Raw genomic sequence first — 15214 nt, 5'->3', positions numbered from 1 at the left:
GATAATCTAGGAGACTTCTTTATTTTTGTACATTATTTTCGGGATGTAGCGCAGTCCGGTAGCGCACTCGGCTGGGGGTCGAGTGGTCGCAGGTTCAAATCCTGTCATCCCGACTAAATAAATGTTTCGGTTTTCGTAGAAAGTAAACTTTCTTAAGAAAACTGGAGCTTTTGTTTTATAATATAGTGAAGCTTTATTTGCATCAATGGCTGTTTAGGATTATCTATATCCTGTCACCCTGACAAAACGGGTTCTAAGTAGAATTTAAAAATAGCTAATAAAATGATTTTCAGTGAATTGAATATTTTTTAATTTCATTTGATTGTCTTTTATATCACAACAGAAGCTTACCTATTCGGTTACCTATTTTTAGTCGAAATTTTTCACTACTTCGGTAACTCCATTGTGTTTGACTTTCGCTTCGATTATTTTAGTATTCAAATCAAGAAATAGCTTAAAGTAAATTTAGTGGTGTACCATAATGGATATGGCACATCCTAATTTTTGGTAATTGAAAGCCCTGTTTCAGGTATTCAAAATCTGGAAACGAAAAGGCGAATATTTTGACTAGTAAGGGGGGGATAAAGTTAAAGAGATGTTGTTAATTTGGATATTTAATTCATAAGCCTAAAAAATGAGTAGTTTGTGAGGTAATTTATAGGCTTTTAGGACAACTAGTTTGAAAATTTTGCAGTTAAAAATGGTTTAGCCCTGTAAGTACATTTTATTTATGTAAATTTATTATTCTCTTATGAACCGCGATTTTATTCATATCAAAGATTTTGTAATTCTTGTAGAGGAAGCAAATGCAAATAAAATAGAAGTTGATTCATGCTACTTCGATGAACCTCTTATTGCCGTTGCTTTTTACGGCTTGGGCAATGTTGATTTAACCGTAAAATATGGTCAAGAACGCAAGATTTTTCGCAATACTAAAGGACTTGCACTTTCTTTTTATGCCAATCAAGAAGTTGAATTTGAGCATACTGTTAGCCCTGGTAAAAGCCTAAAGTGCCTTGTTGTGGCCACAAAACTTTCTAGTTTAGAGCAACTACCTAATGAGGAAGGCGAATTGTTTACTGACCTTTTACATGAATTGGCAAATCCTAAAGATCATTTTGTTAAAGGTCCAAGTTTCTTTATGACACCTGAGATGGAAAACATCGTTGATGCCATTTTTTTAAATAACTATTCAGGCAAAACCAAAATGATGTTTTTCAGAAGTCAAATTACTGCCTTGCTATCTCACTTTTTTGGTCAATTAGCTCTTAAACAACAAAAAGCCTCGAAACTAATACACAGAGAGCAACTAGATAAAGCGAAAAATATCCTCTTGGAAAATTTGGAAAACCCACCTTCGCTTTCAGAACTTTCCCAAGCTATTGGATGTAATACTACTAGACTCAAAAAAGAATTTAAAGCTATTTTTGGCGTTCCTGTGTTTAAATACCTTCAAAATGAAAGGCTTGCCTCGGCACATAAACTCATTAGTGAAAATGAAGCTACTGTACAAGAAGCTGCATGGCAGGTTGGGTATGACAGTCTAAGTTCATTTTCTAATGCCTTTGCTAAAAAATTTGGCTACAGGCCTAGCCAAATAAAATAGATTGTTTAATATATAAATTAAAATAGTCAGCGTCATCTTAGTCAATAGTTACAACCGTCATACTGAAAAAAAAATATATGGGTTGACCCGTACACCAGAAGATGGTGCTGAAAATTGAAAGCAACGTTAGTATATCCTAGAATAATTGCACTAAACAATTGCGGTAGCATGAATATAGTAATTATATTTATTAAAAATAACTATAATAAAACTCTTGTTTTTCAGAACTTTGAGTTTTTTTTATGAATAGTTGAGTAAGTATGTTACTTGCATAACCCGTACCTTCAATAATACTCCCGTTATCATATTTAAGAAGATTCCAAATGGTTTCAGAATTATTTTCGAATTTATCTTACCCAAAAATTAGACTTGAGATTATTATATAGACTGCTATCAGATTTTTCATCTTTTGATTGTTGTTATATGAATTGATGAATGAACTCTTAGGGTGTGATGAGGACCTGACATATTTTTGTATTCTGACTATTTCACTTAGTTGCTTTTTTTTGATGTTCTTTAAAAAGTGCAATTAGGATTACTCCCAGAATAATTATTACACTTCCTATTGCTATACGTTTTAACATTTTACCCTGTTGCATTGTAAATAAAAGGGCATCTACCTTTCCGGTATGTATAAAAACCCAGTCGCTTGCAATTCTTGTTGCAAAATCAGTACTGCCCGTTGTTAAAATAATAATACCATCATTTGCTATAGGGTTGTATCGAAATGCTGTATTTATAGGAGGATTGTTTTTTCCATCGTGACCTATTATAAAGGCACCATTTTCTATCTCTGCGTAGAGAAATGTACCCAGTCCGTAGATAGGAGCCCCAAGGGTTTTTGTTTCGACTTGACACATCATTTTTTGGTATTCAGCTGACAACGGTTTTTGTTTGCGCTTGTCGTCATTGAAAAAATAGAAGAGCTTTTCTAAATCGGCCAAAGTGGTATAAAGCGCACTGGCAGCTTGTGCTGTATAGTACCGCTGAGATGCTTTCGAACTGTCTGAATTATAGAAATTACATAGTCTATTTCGGAAGGTTTCATCTCATTCATAAAATGAGGATATCATTTGTAAAGGTTCAAAGATTTCGGTTTTCATATAGGCATCAAAAGTTTGCCCTGTTACTTCTTCAACGATGAGTTGCAATAAGGTAGATCCACCGCCTGAATAAATCCACTCAGTTCCTGGTTCGGTACCTACGACTGTTCTACCGTTGCTTCCTGGGTCTACATCTTTAGCTTTGGTTAGTGATGTTTCCAATGACTGAACCCCTTGATTATTCTCAAAACCAGCATAACCTAATCCGTCTGTTAAGCCTGCGGTGTGGCTTAGCAATCTTCTTATGGTTACCTCATTATTATCAAAATCACTTTCGGGTAATTTCCATCTCGTGAGATAACGACTAACAGGAGCATCCAAATCTAATTTTCCTTCTTGTACAAGTCGCATTACGCCAATAGTAGAAACAAATTTAGATAACGAAGCTACTTGAAAAACGGTGTTTCTATCTACAGTCTTACCATTTGAGTGAAAAGATTCCTTCGTTATCTTTCCATCTTTGAATACTCCAATAGCCATACTTCCGACGAACTCATTCTGAAGTTCCACTTGTACTGAGGAGATAAATTTATTAGGCTCATTTTCCTGAGTAAATGGTGCGTACCACCAGCCTTTATCTGTGCCTAAGAAAATCACTATCACCCATACTGCTATGAGTATAAATGATAGAAAAGAATATTTCAAAAATCGTTTCATAACTATTTTTTAATAATACTTCCAAAAACCAAACCTAAGCCAGCTCCAAATGCTATCCCTATTGCAATATTGTTGGTTAAGATACCTACGCTAATCCCGATTCCTGCTCCGAAAATCAATCCTAATATCATTTTTTTTTCATCTGTTTTTTTCATGGTTCTTTAGGCGTCAGATGGAATTCGTCAATAATCATTTCGATAGGTATCAAATTAACTGTTAAGGCTCATTTTATTTTATCTTTTTTTTGGCTGTGTTAGGCGCATGACATTAACACAGCCTTTTTAAAGCTATGTTTTTATACTAAACTTTTTTGTTTCCAAATACCTGTTGCTGCCACTTTTGCTGCATACTCGGTAAAGTCGATGGCTTTTCTACCTAGGACTTTTTCAACATCATAAGAAACTTCTTGGTTATCTGGATTTCCTAATACTTCTTTAAATAGGTAGCCGAATAGCCATACATAAGAATCCGGTAATCCAGCTTTTTGCATTCCATCCTTAAACTCCTCAATAGAAATAGGTACGTATTGTATGTGTCTGTTAGAGGCGTCCGCCATAATCCCGACAACTTCTTCAAAAGACCTCATTTCTGGACCTGTAACCGTGATGGTTTGTCCGTTATAAGAATCATCTACCAAAACTTTAGAGACTACGTCTGCGATATCATTTGCATCTACAAAGGGAATTCTAGCTTCTGGCATAGGCAGTGCAACGACACCATCTAACACAAAATCTATAAAGGCACCTTCGCTAAAATTTTGATTAAACCAAGAGGCTCTTACCAAGGTATAGTCTAAGCCAGAATTAGCGACAATCTGTTCACAGGCTTCGGCCTCAGTCTCCCCTTTACCAGAAAGCAATACTACCTTTTTTAAACCAGCAGTTATAGCTTTTTTCGTTAAGATGGTTATTGCTTTTTTCGATCCTGGCACTGCCAAGTCTGGATAATACACGATATAGGCTCTATCCATACCCTCTAATACGGCGTCATAGGTTTCTTGATTTTCCCAATCTAAACCAGGATTTGTTTTATTACCCACAATGCGAACGTTGTATCCAGATTCTTTTAAGTTTTTTGCAACTCGGCTACCTGTTTTTCCAGTTCCTCCGATTACTACGATGTTTTCTGTTTTCATTTGTATTTGTTTTTAAATTGATAAATAATTGTACTTCAACCTTTGAAGTCTTTTTTGATTCTATTTTTGAAAATTTGATATGGTTCTTTTGGTATAGACTTTAGCAAACCAATACAGTGCAGATATGGCAATAAACTCAAGACCTATCAGCCAAAAGCCCAAGTCTGTGAAGAATTCGTAATGAGAATCTCCGTATGGAATAATAAAAAGAGGTACTGTTATCAATGCATCCAGAATGGCTGCAATTAAAAAGAATGTTAATCCAACCCTGTATCCTTGGGTATGATTGTCCTTCTCATAATACTGCCTTGCTCCATACCACACCAATGGTATTACTGCAATGAATAATGCAGTGTTTGCTTGTTTTGCAGGGTTTTCTAAGATTGGTAAGAAAAACGATATATTGTATACGCTCACTCCAATAATCCAGATAATAATTCCAATTCTTATAGCTCTAAAATATTTCATAACTGTTCGTTTTAGATTGATTGTAAAATGAAAGTGGTCTTACTTGACCTATATGTACAAATTGCTCATTTGCCAAATAATGAAGCTCTTTATGAAAGAGTTCATTTCGTTTAAGGAAACGAATCACCTTCTCTTTGGTTGAATGGCTACTTTGTAATCTTAAAACCTTATGATTATCCTCTAGGTCAAAATTCCATTGACCAGTACCCACGATAACATCCAAATGGGGTCGGATAGCTAGAAGCTGTATCTTTTGAACATACGTAGAGAGTAAATAAAAATCTGTTTTCATAATTTCTGCATTTAGATTATGATTGTTTTGTTGCTTCTAATTCCTTTATCGAAAGCATTAAAATTTTGAATAAATCAATCCTATAAGCAGTAGCGAAAAGGATGTGAAAGAAGCAATGGTACGCTGAATATGCCAGCGGTTCCAAGGCTGCTCAAATTTGGTTCGCAACTCTTTGAGCTCAATTGCCGAAAGACTTTCGAGTACTGTTTTATCTAACATTTCGTTAAGCGGCACATTTTTGAAAACCGTTATAAGCCCAATTCCGGCTAAGAATAAAATAGCTGCGAGCATATAGGACCAAAATATCGTTGGACTTGAATTGCGATGGAAAAAAGCGTTAATGAACAGCAGTACTACTGGTCCAAAAAAGGTGATGAGAAAACTACGGTTAATAATGGCTCTATTCATTGCTTGAAAAGATTGTAAGAAACCCAGGTCGTCTAGTCTTCCGATTCCCGGCGTTATTGCGTTTGACCATGTAAAACATAACCCTGCGGTAAGTCCGGTAAATAAGATGCCTAGCATCAGTACGATAATTTTAAAATTGATTTCCATTTTGATTGTTTTTTGTAGATGATATCCAGGTTAATAAATCTTGATATTCTTCGTTAGTGAGTTTAGTTTTTTTGCCCTTTGGCATTCTTTTTTTGATGAATACCTGTTTGTATACATCTTGTGACCAAGCATCCATATTTTCCTGAGTAAAAACGCGTCTGCGATTACGACTTTTATGGCATATATTGCATTTATTAGTAAGAATTTTAAAGGCTTTATCCTTGGTAGAATTAGTACTTGCCACCTCGGTGTATGCGATGGATTTGTAATCATCGGTCGATACCATATGCTCATCAAGTTCTACCATATGCGTTAAGCAGATTCCGACAATTAGTTTGATTAATACATTCATCTTTTTTCGTTTACTAGTTAATGCTGGTACAAATTTGCGCAGGTACACTCTCAATCATTTATTCGAACGGAAGTATCATTTGTTCGAAAAGTTCATTTCACAAGAACCTGGATTGAAATACTTAAAGTCTCTAGAGGAAATCAGAAACTGCTTTTCAACGAGTCCCTAGAGGTTAGTAGCAATAGTTTTTATCAAAGCCCTTTAGAAAATGAAGCGATTTTATCTTTCAATTCCTTTCTTAAATTCTCTTCAATAATTTCTCCTTCTTTAAAATTGTCATAAAAGGATGGCAGTGAATACGTTTCTAAGATTTTTGCTCCTAGAAATGGAAAATAGTTGCTTGCTAATTGTAGTACGTTTGTTCCCCCTCTTTCCCCAGGTGAAGTAGTCATTAGCAGCATAGGCTTTTCCTTCCAAATTTTCATATCTATCCGCGATAGCCAGTCTATGATATTTTTAAATACTGCTGCATAAGAGCCATTATGTTCCGCTAATGAGATTATAAATGCGTCTGCTGAATTGAGAATTTCATCTAATCTCTTCACCGTTGTGGGTATGCGATTCTCTGCTTCATAGTCAACCCCATAGATAGGGAGAACATAATCATTCAAATCAATGTTTAAGATTTTTGCATCTTCCAAAAGAGTAGCTGCATACTTTATTAGCGTTTTGTTTATTGAATTTTGACTGTTACTGCCTGCAATTGTGATTACTTTTTTCATAATTATAATTTTTGATTTATAATGGATTTTGATTTAGATGACACAAATTTGTGCAGATATGCTACCAATCATTTATTCGACCAGAAGTATCATTTGTTCGAAAAGTGCATTACCCGAGAATCTGGATTGAGATACCTGAAGTTTTGATAAGCAATCAGAAACCCTTTTCTAATCTTTTACTGCTGTGGGTATGCCATTCTTTTCTTCAAAATCAACATCGTGTATTGATAGGGTATAATCATTCAAATCAATGGTTGAGATTGCTACATCTTTCAGAAGAGTAGCTGGATACTCTGTAAATATTTTGTTGATTGAATTTTAACTGTTACAACCTGCAATTGTGATTGCTTTTTTAGCATTACTGTTTTGTAGAGATTATTGTGTCGATTGACCATTTTCCACTTCCATTAACTAGAACTATTAGCGCTAAACCAATGATTAGTAGTGAATATTCAAAACCTTCCCCTACTTGGTTACCAAACCAATTCATAAAAAATCCGTGCTCTAGTTGGGTTGTGAAAATGATACCTAAGAACATTCCAATGAGTGACAATGCCCAAAACCGACTAAAGAGACCGAGTATTAAGGAAATAGAGCCAAAAAATTCAATCATTATTACTGAAAATGCTACTAAACTGGGCAGACCCATTTGCATAGTGAACATTTCTATAGTCGCTGAATATCCGTAACCTCCAAAGAGTCCTAATAGTTTTTGTGCACCGTGAGGAAATAATACCAAACCAAGGGTTAAACGAGCAATACTGAACCCCGAATAGGGATGTGTTGTAATTATTTTTTTTAATAGATTTTTCATGATATTTAAGATTTATAGTGTTTTACGGTAGTACATTCCGAAAGAGAATTTTTGAATAGGTTTAGGTCCGTATTGGTCGCAATCTAACCCAAGACCAACTTGATGTCCTTTGTAAGATGCGCCTAAACGTATTTGCTGGAAACTTCTAGAGTGTATTTTAAATTTGTCCCAAACCGTTAGAAGCTGTCCGTTGAGCCACAACGAAATCTTTGCACTTAACGGTCTACTCAATTGAAATTGCGCGAATATTTCTGCGAGGCTTGCATTTTTCTTTACTGAGTAAGCTACTGTAGGAATAAGTACGAATAAAGCTTTCGAATTTTTCAGCGTGAATTTGGCCGAAAATCTTTCTGAAAATCCTCCAAAGCTATTGTAGTACAAAGAAGGGCCTAGAGAAATACTCTTGTTAAGGTTAAAGAATAAGGTAGGTTGTGCTCCAACTTCATCAAAAATCTGATTTTCTTTTTTCCTGAATTTATGAAAGAAAGCAAGAGTAGTTATGCTTAAGTTGTTACTGTCATTAATTGAATAGTTGGAGAGTAATGTAAAGTCTGTTTTATCAAAACCTGAAAATAGCTCTATTTGCGTAAATTGTGCCTGTAAAGAGCTTACTAAACCAATTATAAATACCCCTGATATGATTCTGATTTTTTTCACACTTCAAAATTCCGATAAGAAAGTGTGAAAAAAAATGAACTAGTTTAAGACTTTTACATACGGTTAACCTTTGAGATAATTTTACTCATAAATTCTGGGGTAATTCCTATATATCCTGCTAAATCTTTTTGAGTTATTCTATTAATAATTTGAGGGTATTTCTTTTTGAATTCAATATATCTCTCTTCCGCGGTTAAGGATATCCCGTAGTTCGAACGCCCAATATAACTTATTAAAGACTTTTGATATAGTATGCGGTAAAACCTTTCGAATTTCGGAATCTCTTGAAACAGCAAATCATAATTTGCTCTAGAAATTCCAAGTAATTCCGAATCTTCAGTTGCTCTAATATAATACCTTGAAGACTTTTTGGTCATAAAGCTCGACAAATCACCAGTCCAATAATCCTCAATAGCGAACATTGAAATGTGTGGAGCCCCATCATCATCTAAGGTATAGACTTTCAAACATCCCTTGGTGATGAAATATTCATATTTAGCAACCTCACCCGCTTGCATAAGAAAACCTCTCTTTACTACCTTAACTTCAGTCAGTAAAGAAATGTATTTCTGCTTTTCTAACTCGGTTAAATTTATAAACCGAGATACATTGTTAAGGATAAGCGTATGTGATTCTTTAAAATTCAATTCTTTCTATATTTATAGAGCGTAATTTAAAGAATTTATCGAAAATAGAAAAGAGATTATTTTGTTAGGAATATTCATATATCTTTATCATCTGTGTGTTGATTTATTATTATAAAACTATAGTAATTGGTATCTCCCGTAACGATATGGTGAATGACATACATACAATGCTTTAAAAAATGTATAGAGCGCATATTAGTAACTTTACCTTATAAAGATTAATATTGTTTGAGTTACATTTTCTAAAGACTGTAATACGGTGTACGGTTTTAAGTAATAATTTGCGAAATATTGAGATTAAATGCACCATTAGGTATGTTTATAATTCTACTGTAGCGGATGAACTATAGTTATTTTCTGTATTTTTTCTTTTGAGATAAAAGAGAAAGTTGTTTTTTTATATTGGCGAATACTACAATTTGGAAATTGATTTATTAAGTCCTTTTTTAGCTGTCTTCTCATACTGTTAAACATAAAACAGAAAATTACCTCAAAATTTATGAGGTGTTTATAGACTGTACATCATCTTATTTTAATAAATTTATAAATAGCTCAGACAGGCGAAATAATAATAGCTAATAAAAGAGATAGCACGTTAAAATCTCTTTAATTTAAATATAAAAGATTATAATGGGAATCATTAGAAAGACGAAATCAGTAAAAATTTTGTTGAAGGAATTTGATGAAAATTCAAGTGCTGTTTCTGTCGTTTCTTTAATAGAACGCTTGAGTTCACAGATGAATAAAACTACAGTGTATCGTATTTTAGACAGGCTTGAGGATGATGGATTTTTACATTCGTTTTTAGGGAAAAATGGTCATAAATGGTATGCGAAATGTATTAATTGCTCTTCCTCTATACATCATGATGCTCATGCACATTTTCAATGTTTACGTTGTGGTAAAGTAGACTGTTTAGATACAAATTTTAATATTCCAAAAATACCAAATCGTAGGGTAGATGTCTCCCAAGTATTATTACAAGGAAGTTGTGAGCAATGCTTAGAATAGGTTAAAGCGTAGAATGGATTTCGGTTTATTTTATAATCCAGATTTAAGTGTATCAAAGTTCGTTTCTGAAAAAAAATAGTCTCTAATCTTTGTCCTAAGGAATATAAGTCATTTCTTCATGTTCCACTGTAGACAAATAAAGAAGTTCACAATTAGAATCAATAATGATATTCTGCACTACAAGCTTTTTTTTGTATTCGTATTTTTTTTGAAAGTCTGAAAGTTGGGTTTATTAGCAGGATTTAGGCATAGAAGAAATCAGTTATGTTGAACCCTGTTTCCGGTAGTATTATTTTAAAAATGATACCCCTATATTATTTATTTTGTTATCTACGTATTTTTAGAACGCATCTGCAGATGAGGGGGGTATATACTTGCGGAAAAAAGGTTGCCCCTGATTATTTAAATTTGTTTTTTATCTTTTATCTACGCAGCATTTATCTGTATTACAATTACAGTATTTTTTATTGTAAAGATGTAGAAATATCAAAGCAAGGGCTGGGACATAAATAACAGCCTCTGCTAATGGGAATACCCCCATTTTTTCATTTAATAAGACGAATAGCAATGTAAACCAACTGATCCATAACATTGGTTTAATCCATTTTATAGATGTTGTTTTCGTGGACCAGTAGATTGCAAAGAAAGAAAGAATTAGGAAAAAATAATCCATAAATTTCCACCAAGTAGGAGGTGTGTGGCAGCAGATTGCGGAACCAGCTTGAGCTATAAATATAAATGGAGTCGCCATACAATGCACAAGGCATAAGGTACTCGCAAGAGTTCCTAGTATATCAGATTTTTGTTTTACTAGTATCATAAAAATTCTTTAATGCAACTTAGTTACAAAAGTAATTAACAATAATTTATAATGCAACTCGGTTGCATTATATTTTACCTTATTGCATGAGGTAGAAATAATATGAAAACAGTCTAATTACCATATAGCATAAATAGGGTAGAAGGTGCATTTTAGCTGTTTGTTCAGTAATTTTTCTTTTTTAGATCTATTATTAACTTCTACTAAAGACATTCTTATTTGTAGTTTTTTTCAATGAGCAGAGAATACTGAGTTTTGAAGTTGTAGGCCTTTTTTTAAGATATTTAAATAAAAAAGCCCCCAAAAAACACATTTCATCAATAAAAACCTGTAAATATTCATTAGTCTATTAAATTAGTAGGAATTATTTTTTAATGAACTTAATTACTTATTTTTGCATGTAAATTTTTTTAAATGTCTGATATTACAATTACGATAACCGATAGAGAGGGTGTAGCACATAAAATACAAGCACCTACAGATATGAACATGAACGTAATGGAGGTTGTTAGTGCCTATGAACTTGCTCCTGAGGGAACTATAGGAGTTTGTGGTGGCATGGCTATGTGTGCTTCTTGCCAATGTTATGTATTAAGTGATACAGAATTGCCAGAAATGCAAGATGAAGAAGAAGCAATGCTTTCTGAAGCTTTTGATGTTAGAGAAAATAGCAGATTAGGTTGTCAAATTAGAATAACCGAAGATATAGAGGGCCTTGAAGTAGAATTGGCACCAGAAAGTTAGGAGGTTATTGATAACTACCACCAAACTAAAAACATTTTTTTAATGGTACCATTTTTTTGTTTAACCCAACACATAGGAGAAAATTTCTTTTCGACATAGATTTGCGAAATATCTTTAAAGGAAATAAAATTTAACCATTTTACATGGGTGTGCGGAATTATTAACCAATCTTTCTTTGATGGAATATAAAACTTGCATTCCCTAAAATTATCCAGTTGATTTTGGCGAATATAAAAACCAACAATACAATCTGTATTTAATGTTTTAAGATGTAGATTTTGCTTTGAAAAGGGTACAAATAATTGAGCTTTAAAACATACTTGTTGCGAAATATCTTTGGAATGCATTTTAAGTTTATTTAAATAATTTTCGCATTCTATTGTATATAAAAGAGGTAATTGTTTATTTTTAAGTTTTTGTAGTTTTTCTTTTAAAGAGTCTTTTCTATTAGGACCAATACAATGTTCTATTTCATTTTCTCCAACAGCACTATCGTATAAATAAAATTTATATACAATTTCTAAATGAATAGGAGTGTTGTTTTTAAGAAGCAAACAATCTAATTCTCCCAATGTAGTTTTATCTTTCTGAATTTGAATATTTTCTGCCAATATAGAAATGTCTTTTTGTTGTTTTAATTCATAAGAAACTAGGCATTCAACATATTTTCCTAATCGTAATTTTTCATTAATATAGAAGCTAATTTTATCAGGTTCTGAATGTATTTCTATTTGAAATAGATTAAAAACAGAATTACCTTTCCATAGGGGAGCCGTTTTTAAAAAGCCTTCATATCGTTTTTGAATCACACTTGTTTTTTGGTTTTGGGATAGTTAAACAGTTCAAGAAAAATAATATTTTAAGGAAAAAAGAAGGTATTACGTAATTACGGAAAATTAGAGTATAACCTTTCACTAGATATGTTGTTGCTCGTAGTTTTATTAAGTTGTTGGCAACACGGAGATATAGTTAGGCTCTCGCGTTTCCGTTTAGTCTAAGTTAAAGATAGATGTTTTGATTTGTTTTTTACTTTTAAAATGTCAAATTAAATAGATTTAGCAATCGTATAAAATTATTCGGAACATCTTTTATGGCTATTAAAACATTAATTACTGGTGTCCTAAGTTTGTAATTTATCGATTTAGAGTAGATATAATCAAAGAACAAAAGAGAGTATTAAGGTTACTATATAATTCCTCCGTTATGTTGTACTAATAGCCATGGGTTTCTTGAACTTTTAGGGTTATTATTTTTTCTTTTCCGTATTTTGGATACTAATTATCAGGAAATGGAAAGCTATTGTTTTTGGTATTGTAAATAACTATAACTCATGATTTTCGCCAATGTCTTAGTTTTTTTTGAGCGGAAACTTCAACATAAGTATAGGTCAAATAGGATGAGCTAATTATTAATACTAACAATATAGATAACCAAAGAATTTTATATGGTATACCGGGTACTATATTGGGGTTTGAAGGTATAAAGTACAAATCCAACCACATCAACCACAGGTATATCCAAAATAAATGTATTAAATATACGGAGTAAGAAATATTACCCAGAAAAAGTAACGGTTTAGAATTCAGTATTTTAGAAGGTAGTCCTTTGTTTAGAGAGGCGCAAAGAATAAAAGCTCCAAAAAAAGGAATAACTATTACATCGTAAAAATCAAAATGTAAAACGGATAAAGAACATAAAAGCATTGCGTAAAATAACCAATCTTTACTCCATATTGATACTTTATTGAATAGAATGGAGTACGCCTGATATACGTTTATACCAATTGTAAAGCCGAAAATACAACGAAGTGTTCCTAACCCATAAAACTCATCAATACTTAGGTTGGGGTTCTGATTAGCAATAAAAATGAATCCCAATAAAGCCAATATTAGAGCTAGAATATGTATTAGATTCTTACCTTTATTTAACAATGGAATGAGTCCAATTGCAAAAATGTAGGTCCACCATTCAGCTGCAATGGACCAAGATCCTACATTCCAAACAGGACTATTAATAATTCCGCTAGTTTGTAAAAAAAACAAATGAATAAAAAAATCTGACACAGTTCTAGCCCATTGCCATTTTTCAATTGCATATACGGGGTATAACCAGAATAGCACTATTGTTTGCAAAAGAAAAAGTAGCATTACAAAAACATGTAATGGGTAAAGACGTGTAAACCTAGCCCATAAATATTTTTTTATAACCGTTTTGGTTTGGTTTTCTAGTCGTTGACCATATACATGGCAAATAACAAATCCGCTAAGAATAAAAAAAAAGTCTACCCATAAATAACCATTAGATATTATAGATGAATAATTTGGATTTATTAATCGAGGAAATCCACGAAGCATTAGCCAAATATCGTAATGGAATAATACAACTAATAAAGCAGCCAATCCTCTTAATGGGGTTAGAGATGAAATGTAATTAACAGATTTGGATTTCATAGTTTACTTGTTATTTAAATTACATGTTGCCTAATGTTGGTTTATCTCATTAACTCAAATTAAGTTTATGAGAATTGCATATTTGAAGAATAAAAAAGAGATTGCTAAGAATTAGCTCTATTAAGAAACTTTTCGTAATTATTATTTTTTCTGGCCGGTGGTATACAGCAATTCTTTTTAGATTTTTAAATCATTCATTATTATTTTCAAATAAATCTGCCATTAAAGATTTATATGTGTAAATTAATTGAATGAAAATGACAAAAAAGTTGAACAAGTTCAATCGTACAAAATATTTTTTACTTTTTAGAATCTCAACTTTTTTGTGGTATAAATGGCAAAGAGCATTTAACATTAATACTGTAGTATAAAATTATCAAAACAAATATTCGATTTAAATAAATTATAGAAATTTTGTAATGTATGGGAGTAAGGTTAATTTTTAGTCAACCTATTTCAGAACGATGCACTCCTGTAATAAGTTCCATATCAGCAATAATGTCTTGTTGGAAGTCTTTTAGAAACTCTAGTTCTTCGATCTTTTCCTTTAATCTTTTAATTTCATCGTTTTTACTCATGCCAGTATTTTGTTGAACTAAAGTACTGTATTTTCTTAACCAATAAGAAGTAGTAGTTCTAGGAACATCATATTTTTTAGACGCTGAGTTTGTAGATATTTGACCATTGAGGATTTGGTCAACAACTAAAATTTTAGTGTCTAAATTTACTTTTTGATAGCTTTTTTTTCGCCAGTTTTCTTTTTGGGTTTTCATAAGTGACTATAATTAATTGCTTAATTTTTAGTTAACCTATTTCAGGAAAGTACATTTGTCAACTTGCGGACAACGGTTTAGCTATGAACTGTACGGGAGCAAACCAGCGTTTACTTTCCGCCACGCACATAGCGAAATCTTTTTGTTTTGTTTTTTCTTTTCCTGTCCAAAGCAAAATCCCAAAGATTTTGCGAACATCATAAAAATAGGCAAACCCTGCGACTATTCCCGAAGCCCGTATTGTTTATAGGTTTTGTTAGGCAACGTATTTATTCAATCACTACCATTGGATAAGTGGTATTAACAAAATCCATTTCAGTTTGATTTAGTCTTTCAAATGGTTTTTTAAATTTTGATTCAGCTAGTTCCATTCTTAACTGATTTAATTCTTTTCTTATAAGTTCACTA

The 15214-nt window shown here is 32.6% G+C and carries 19 protein-coding genes and 1 tRNA gene; 4 read left to right on the top strand and 16 right to left on the bottom strand.

Annotation, left to right across the window (positions count from 1 at the left end; genetic code table 11):
• Window positions 1-39 precede the first annotated feature (39 nt).
• Together Q0856_RS09475 and Q0856_RS09470 are read left to right on the top strand one after the other, a co-directional pair.
• Window positions 40-113 (top strand) — tRNA-Pro (locus Q0856_RS09475).
• 638 nt (window positions 114-751) lie between these two features.
• The gene (locus Q0856_RS09470; protein WP_298504426.1) at window positions 752-1606 is read left to right on the top strand and encodes an AraC family transcriptional regulator; all 855 of its coding nucleotides are present in this window, start codon (window positions 752-754) and stop codon (window positions 1604-1606) included.
• Between the two features lie 488 nt (window positions 1607-2094).
• On the opposite strand, the gene Q0856_RS09465 is transcribed toward Q0856_RS09470, so the two are convergent.
• The 12 genes from Q0856_RS09465 to Q0856_RS09410 form a co-directional block, all read right to left on the bottom strand.
• Window positions 2095-2469 (bottom strand): hypothetical protein, encoded by a 375-nt coding sequence (locus Q0856_RS09465; RefSeq protein WP_298504424.1) that lies wholly within the window; start codon window positions 2467-2469, stop codon window positions 2095-2097.
• A 186-nt stretch (window positions 2470-2655) separates the two neighbouring features.
• Window positions 2656-3366: a serine hydrolase domain-containing protein gene (locus Q0856_RS09460; protein WP_298504421.1), complete on the bottom strand. Its 711-nt coding sequence runs from the start codon at window positions 3364-3366 to the stop codon at window positions 2656-2658.
• A 2-nt stretch (window positions 3367-3368) separates the two neighbouring features.
• The gene (locus Q0856_RS09455) at window positions 3369-3521 is read right to left on the bottom strand and encodes a hypothetical protein (RefSeq protein WP_298504420.1); all 153 of its coding nucleotides are present in this window, start codon (window positions 3519-3521) and stop codon (window positions 3369-3371) included.
• A 140-nt stretch (window positions 3522-3661) separates the two neighbouring features.
• Complete coding sequence (locus Q0856_RS09450) at window positions 3662-4501, bottom strand: NmrA family NAD(P)-binding protein (protein ID WP_298504418.1); 840 nt, start codon at window positions 4499-4501, stop codon at window positions 3662-3664.
• 60 nt (window positions 4502-4561) lie between these two features.
• Complete coding sequence (locus Q0856_RS09445; RefSeq protein WP_298504416.1) at window positions 4562-4969, bottom strand: DUF5367 family protein; 408 nt, start codon at window positions 4967-4969, stop codon at window positions 4562-4564.
• The gene (locus tag Q0856_RS09440; protein ID WP_298504414.1) at window positions 4956-5261 is read right to left on the bottom strand and encodes a hypothetical protein; all 306 of its coding nucleotides are present in this window, start codon (window positions 5259-5261) and stop codon (window positions 4956-4958) included. Before Q0856_RS09440 ends, Q0856_RS09445 begins: the two co-directional genes overlap by 14 nt.
• A 57-nt stretch (window positions 5262-5318) precedes the next feature.
• A complete protein-coding gene (locus Q0856_RS09435) occupies window positions 5319-5816 on the bottom strand; it encodes a DUF1772 domain-containing protein (RefSeq protein WP_298504411.1) in 498 nt (165 codons plus the stop codon).
• The gene (locus tag Q0856_RS09430; RefSeq protein ID WP_298504408.1) at window positions 5800-6168 is read right to left on the bottom strand and encodes a hypothetical protein; all 369 of its coding nucleotides are present in this window, start codon (window positions 6166-6168) and stop codon (window positions 5800-5802) included. Before Q0856_RS09430 ends, Q0856_RS09435 begins: the two co-directional genes overlap by 17 nt.
• A 191-nt stretch (window positions 6169-6359) precedes the next feature.
• The gene (locus tag Q0856_RS09425) at window positions 6360-6890 is read right to left on the bottom strand and encodes an NAD(P)H-dependent oxidoreductase (RefSeq protein ID WP_298504406.1); all 531 of its coding nucleotides are present in this window, start codon (window positions 6888-6890) and stop codon (window positions 6360-6362) included.
• Between the two features lie 358 nt (window positions 6891-7248).
• Window positions 7249-7704: a DoxX family protein gene (locus tag Q0856_RS09420; protein ID WP_298504404.1), complete on the bottom strand. Its 456-nt coding sequence runs from the start codon at window positions 7702-7704 to the stop codon at window positions 7249-7251.
• Between the two features lie 12 nt (window positions 7705-7716).
• Complete coding sequence (locus tag Q0856_RS09415; RefSeq protein WP_298504401.1) at window positions 7717-8361, bottom strand: hypothetical protein; 645 nt, start codon at window positions 8359-8361, stop codon at window positions 7717-7719.
• 53 nt (window positions 8362-8414) lie between these two features.
• Window positions 8415-9008 (bottom strand): Crp/Fnr family transcriptional regulator, encoded by a 594-nt coding sequence (locus Q0856_RS09410; RefSeq protein ID WP_298504399.1) that lies wholly within the window; start codon window positions 9006-9008, stop codon window positions 8415-8417.
• 630 nt (window positions 9009-9638) lie between these two features.
• Here Q0856_RS09410 and Q0856_RS09405 point away from each other — a divergent pair.
• Window positions 9639-10019 carry a transcriptional repressor gene (locus Q0856_RS09405; RefSeq protein ID WP_298476974.1) on the top strand — a complete coding sequence of 127 codons (381 nt, stop codon included), beginning with the start codon at window positions 9639-9641 and terminating at the stop codon, window positions 10017-10019.
• 415 nt (window positions 10020-10434) lie between these two features.
• Here Q0856_RS09405 and Q0856_RS09400 read toward each other — a convergent pair whose 3' ends face one another.
• Window positions 10435-10839 (bottom strand): MerC domain-containing protein, encoded by a 405-nt coding sequence (locus tag Q0856_RS09400; protein WP_298504397.1) that lies wholly within the window; start codon window positions 10837-10839, stop codon window positions 10435-10437.
• Window positions 10840-11253: 414 nt separating this feature from the next.
• Here Q0856_RS09400 and Q0856_RS09395 point away from each other — a divergent pair, with 414 nt between their 5' ends.
• Window positions 11254-11583: a 2Fe-2S iron-sulfur cluster-binding protein gene (locus Q0856_RS09395; protein WP_298476967.1), complete on the top strand. Its 330-nt coding sequence runs from the start codon at window positions 11254-11256 to the stop codon at window positions 11581-11583.
• Between the two features lie 14 nt (window positions 11584-11597).
• Here Q0856_RS09395 and Q0856_RS09390 read toward each other — a convergent pair whose 3' ends face one another.
• The 3 genes from Q0856_RS09390 to Q0856_RS09380 form a co-directional block, all read right to left on the bottom strand.
• Entirely contained in the window at window positions 11598-12392 is a 795-nt protein-coding gene (locus Q0856_RS09390) for a DUF1853 family protein (protein ID WP_298504396.1), read from the bottom strand.
• A gap of 519 nt (window positions 12393-12911) precedes the next feature.
• Window positions 12912-14033 carry an acyltransferase gene (locus tag Q0856_RS09385; protein ID WP_298476961.1) on the bottom strand — a complete coding sequence of 374 codons (1122 nt, stop codon included), beginning with the start codon at window positions 14031-14033 and terminating at the stop codon, window positions 12912-12914.
• A gap of 446 nt (window positions 14034-14479) precedes the next feature.
• Window positions 14480-14806, bottom strand: a complete 327-nt coding sequence (locus Q0856_RS09380; RefSeq protein WP_298504394.1) for a helix-turn-helix domain-containing protein — start codon at window positions 14804-14806, stop codon at window positions 14480-14482.
• Window positions 14807-15214 lie beyond the last annotated feature (408 nt).

This window comes from uncultured Maribacter sp. (genome assembly GCF_947496775.1).
In the GTDB taxonomy this organism is placed as follows: domain Bacteria; phylum Bacteroidota; class Bacteroidia; order Flavobacteriales; family Flavobacteriaceae; genus Maribacter_B.
Note: the sequence above shows the minus strand (reverse complement) of the source record. Positions and strands in the feature narration are given on the sequence as shown.

Excerpts from the sequence above, each read along its gene's own strand:
- Q0856_RS09470 (WP_298504426.1), top strand. The coding sequence starts at position 752 with ATGAACCGCGATTTTATTCATATCAAAGATTTTGTAATTCTTGTAGAG.
- Q0856_RS09465 (WP_298504424.1), bottom strand. The coding sequence starts at position 2,469 with ATGATGTGTCAAGTCGAAACAAAAACCCTTGGGGCTCCTATCTACGGA.
- Q0856_RS09460 (WP_298504421.1), bottom strand. The coding sequence starts at position 3,366 with ATGAAACGATTTTTGAAATATTCTTTTCTATCATTTATACTCATAGCA.
- Q0856_RS09455 (WP_298504420.1), bottom strand. The coding sequence starts at position 3,521 with ATGAAAAAAACAGATGAAAAAAAAATGATATTAGGATTGATTTTCGGA.
- Q0856_RS09450 (WP_298504418.1), bottom strand. The coding sequence starts at position 4,501 with ATGAAAACAGAAAACATCGTAGTAATCGGAGGAACTGGAAAAACAGGT.
- Q0856_RS09445 (WP_298504416.1), bottom strand. The coding sequence starts at position 4,969 with ATGAAATATTTTAGAGCTATAAGAATTGGAATTATTATCTGGATTATT.
- Q0856_RS09440 (WP_298504414.1), bottom strand. The coding sequence starts at position 5,261 with ATGAAAACAGATTTTTATTTACTCTCTACGTATGTTCAAAAGATACAG.
- Q0856_RS09435 (WP_298504411.1), bottom strand. The coding sequence starts at position 5,816 with ATGGAAATCAATTTTAAAATTATCGTACTGATGCTAGGCATCTTATTT.
- Q0856_RS09430 (WP_298504408.1), bottom strand. The coding sequence starts at position 6,168 with ATGAATGTATTAATCAAACTAATTGTCGGAATCTGCTTAACGCATATG.
- Q0856_RS09425 (WP_298504406.1), bottom strand. The coding sequence starts at position 6,890 with ATGAAAAAAGTAATCACAATTGCAGGCAGTAACAGTCAAAATTCAATA.
- Q0856_RS09420 (WP_298504404.1), bottom strand. The coding sequence starts at position 7,704 with ATGAAAAATCTATTAAAAAAAATAATTACAACACATCCCTATTCGGGG.
- Q0856_RS09405 (WP_298476974.1), top strand. The coding sequence starts at position 9,639 with ATGGGAATCATTAGAAAGACGAAATCAGTAAAAATTTTGTTGAAGGAA.
- Q0856_RS09400 (WP_298504397.1), bottom strand. The coding sequence starts at position 10,839 with ATGATACTAGTAAAACAAAAATCTGATATACTAGGAACTCTTGCGAGT.
- Q0856_RS09395 (WP_298476967.1), top strand. The coding sequence starts at position 11,254 with ATGTCTGATATTACAATTACGATAACCGATAGAGAGGGTGTAGCACAT.
- Q0856_RS09385 (WP_298476961.1), bottom strand. The coding sequence starts at position 14,033 with ATGAAATCCAAATCTGTTAATTACATTTCATCTCTAACCCCATTAAGA.
- Q0856_RS09380 (WP_298504394.1), bottom strand. The coding sequence starts at position 14,806 with ATGAAAACCCAAAAAGAAAACTGGCGAAAAAAAAGCTATCAAAAAGTA.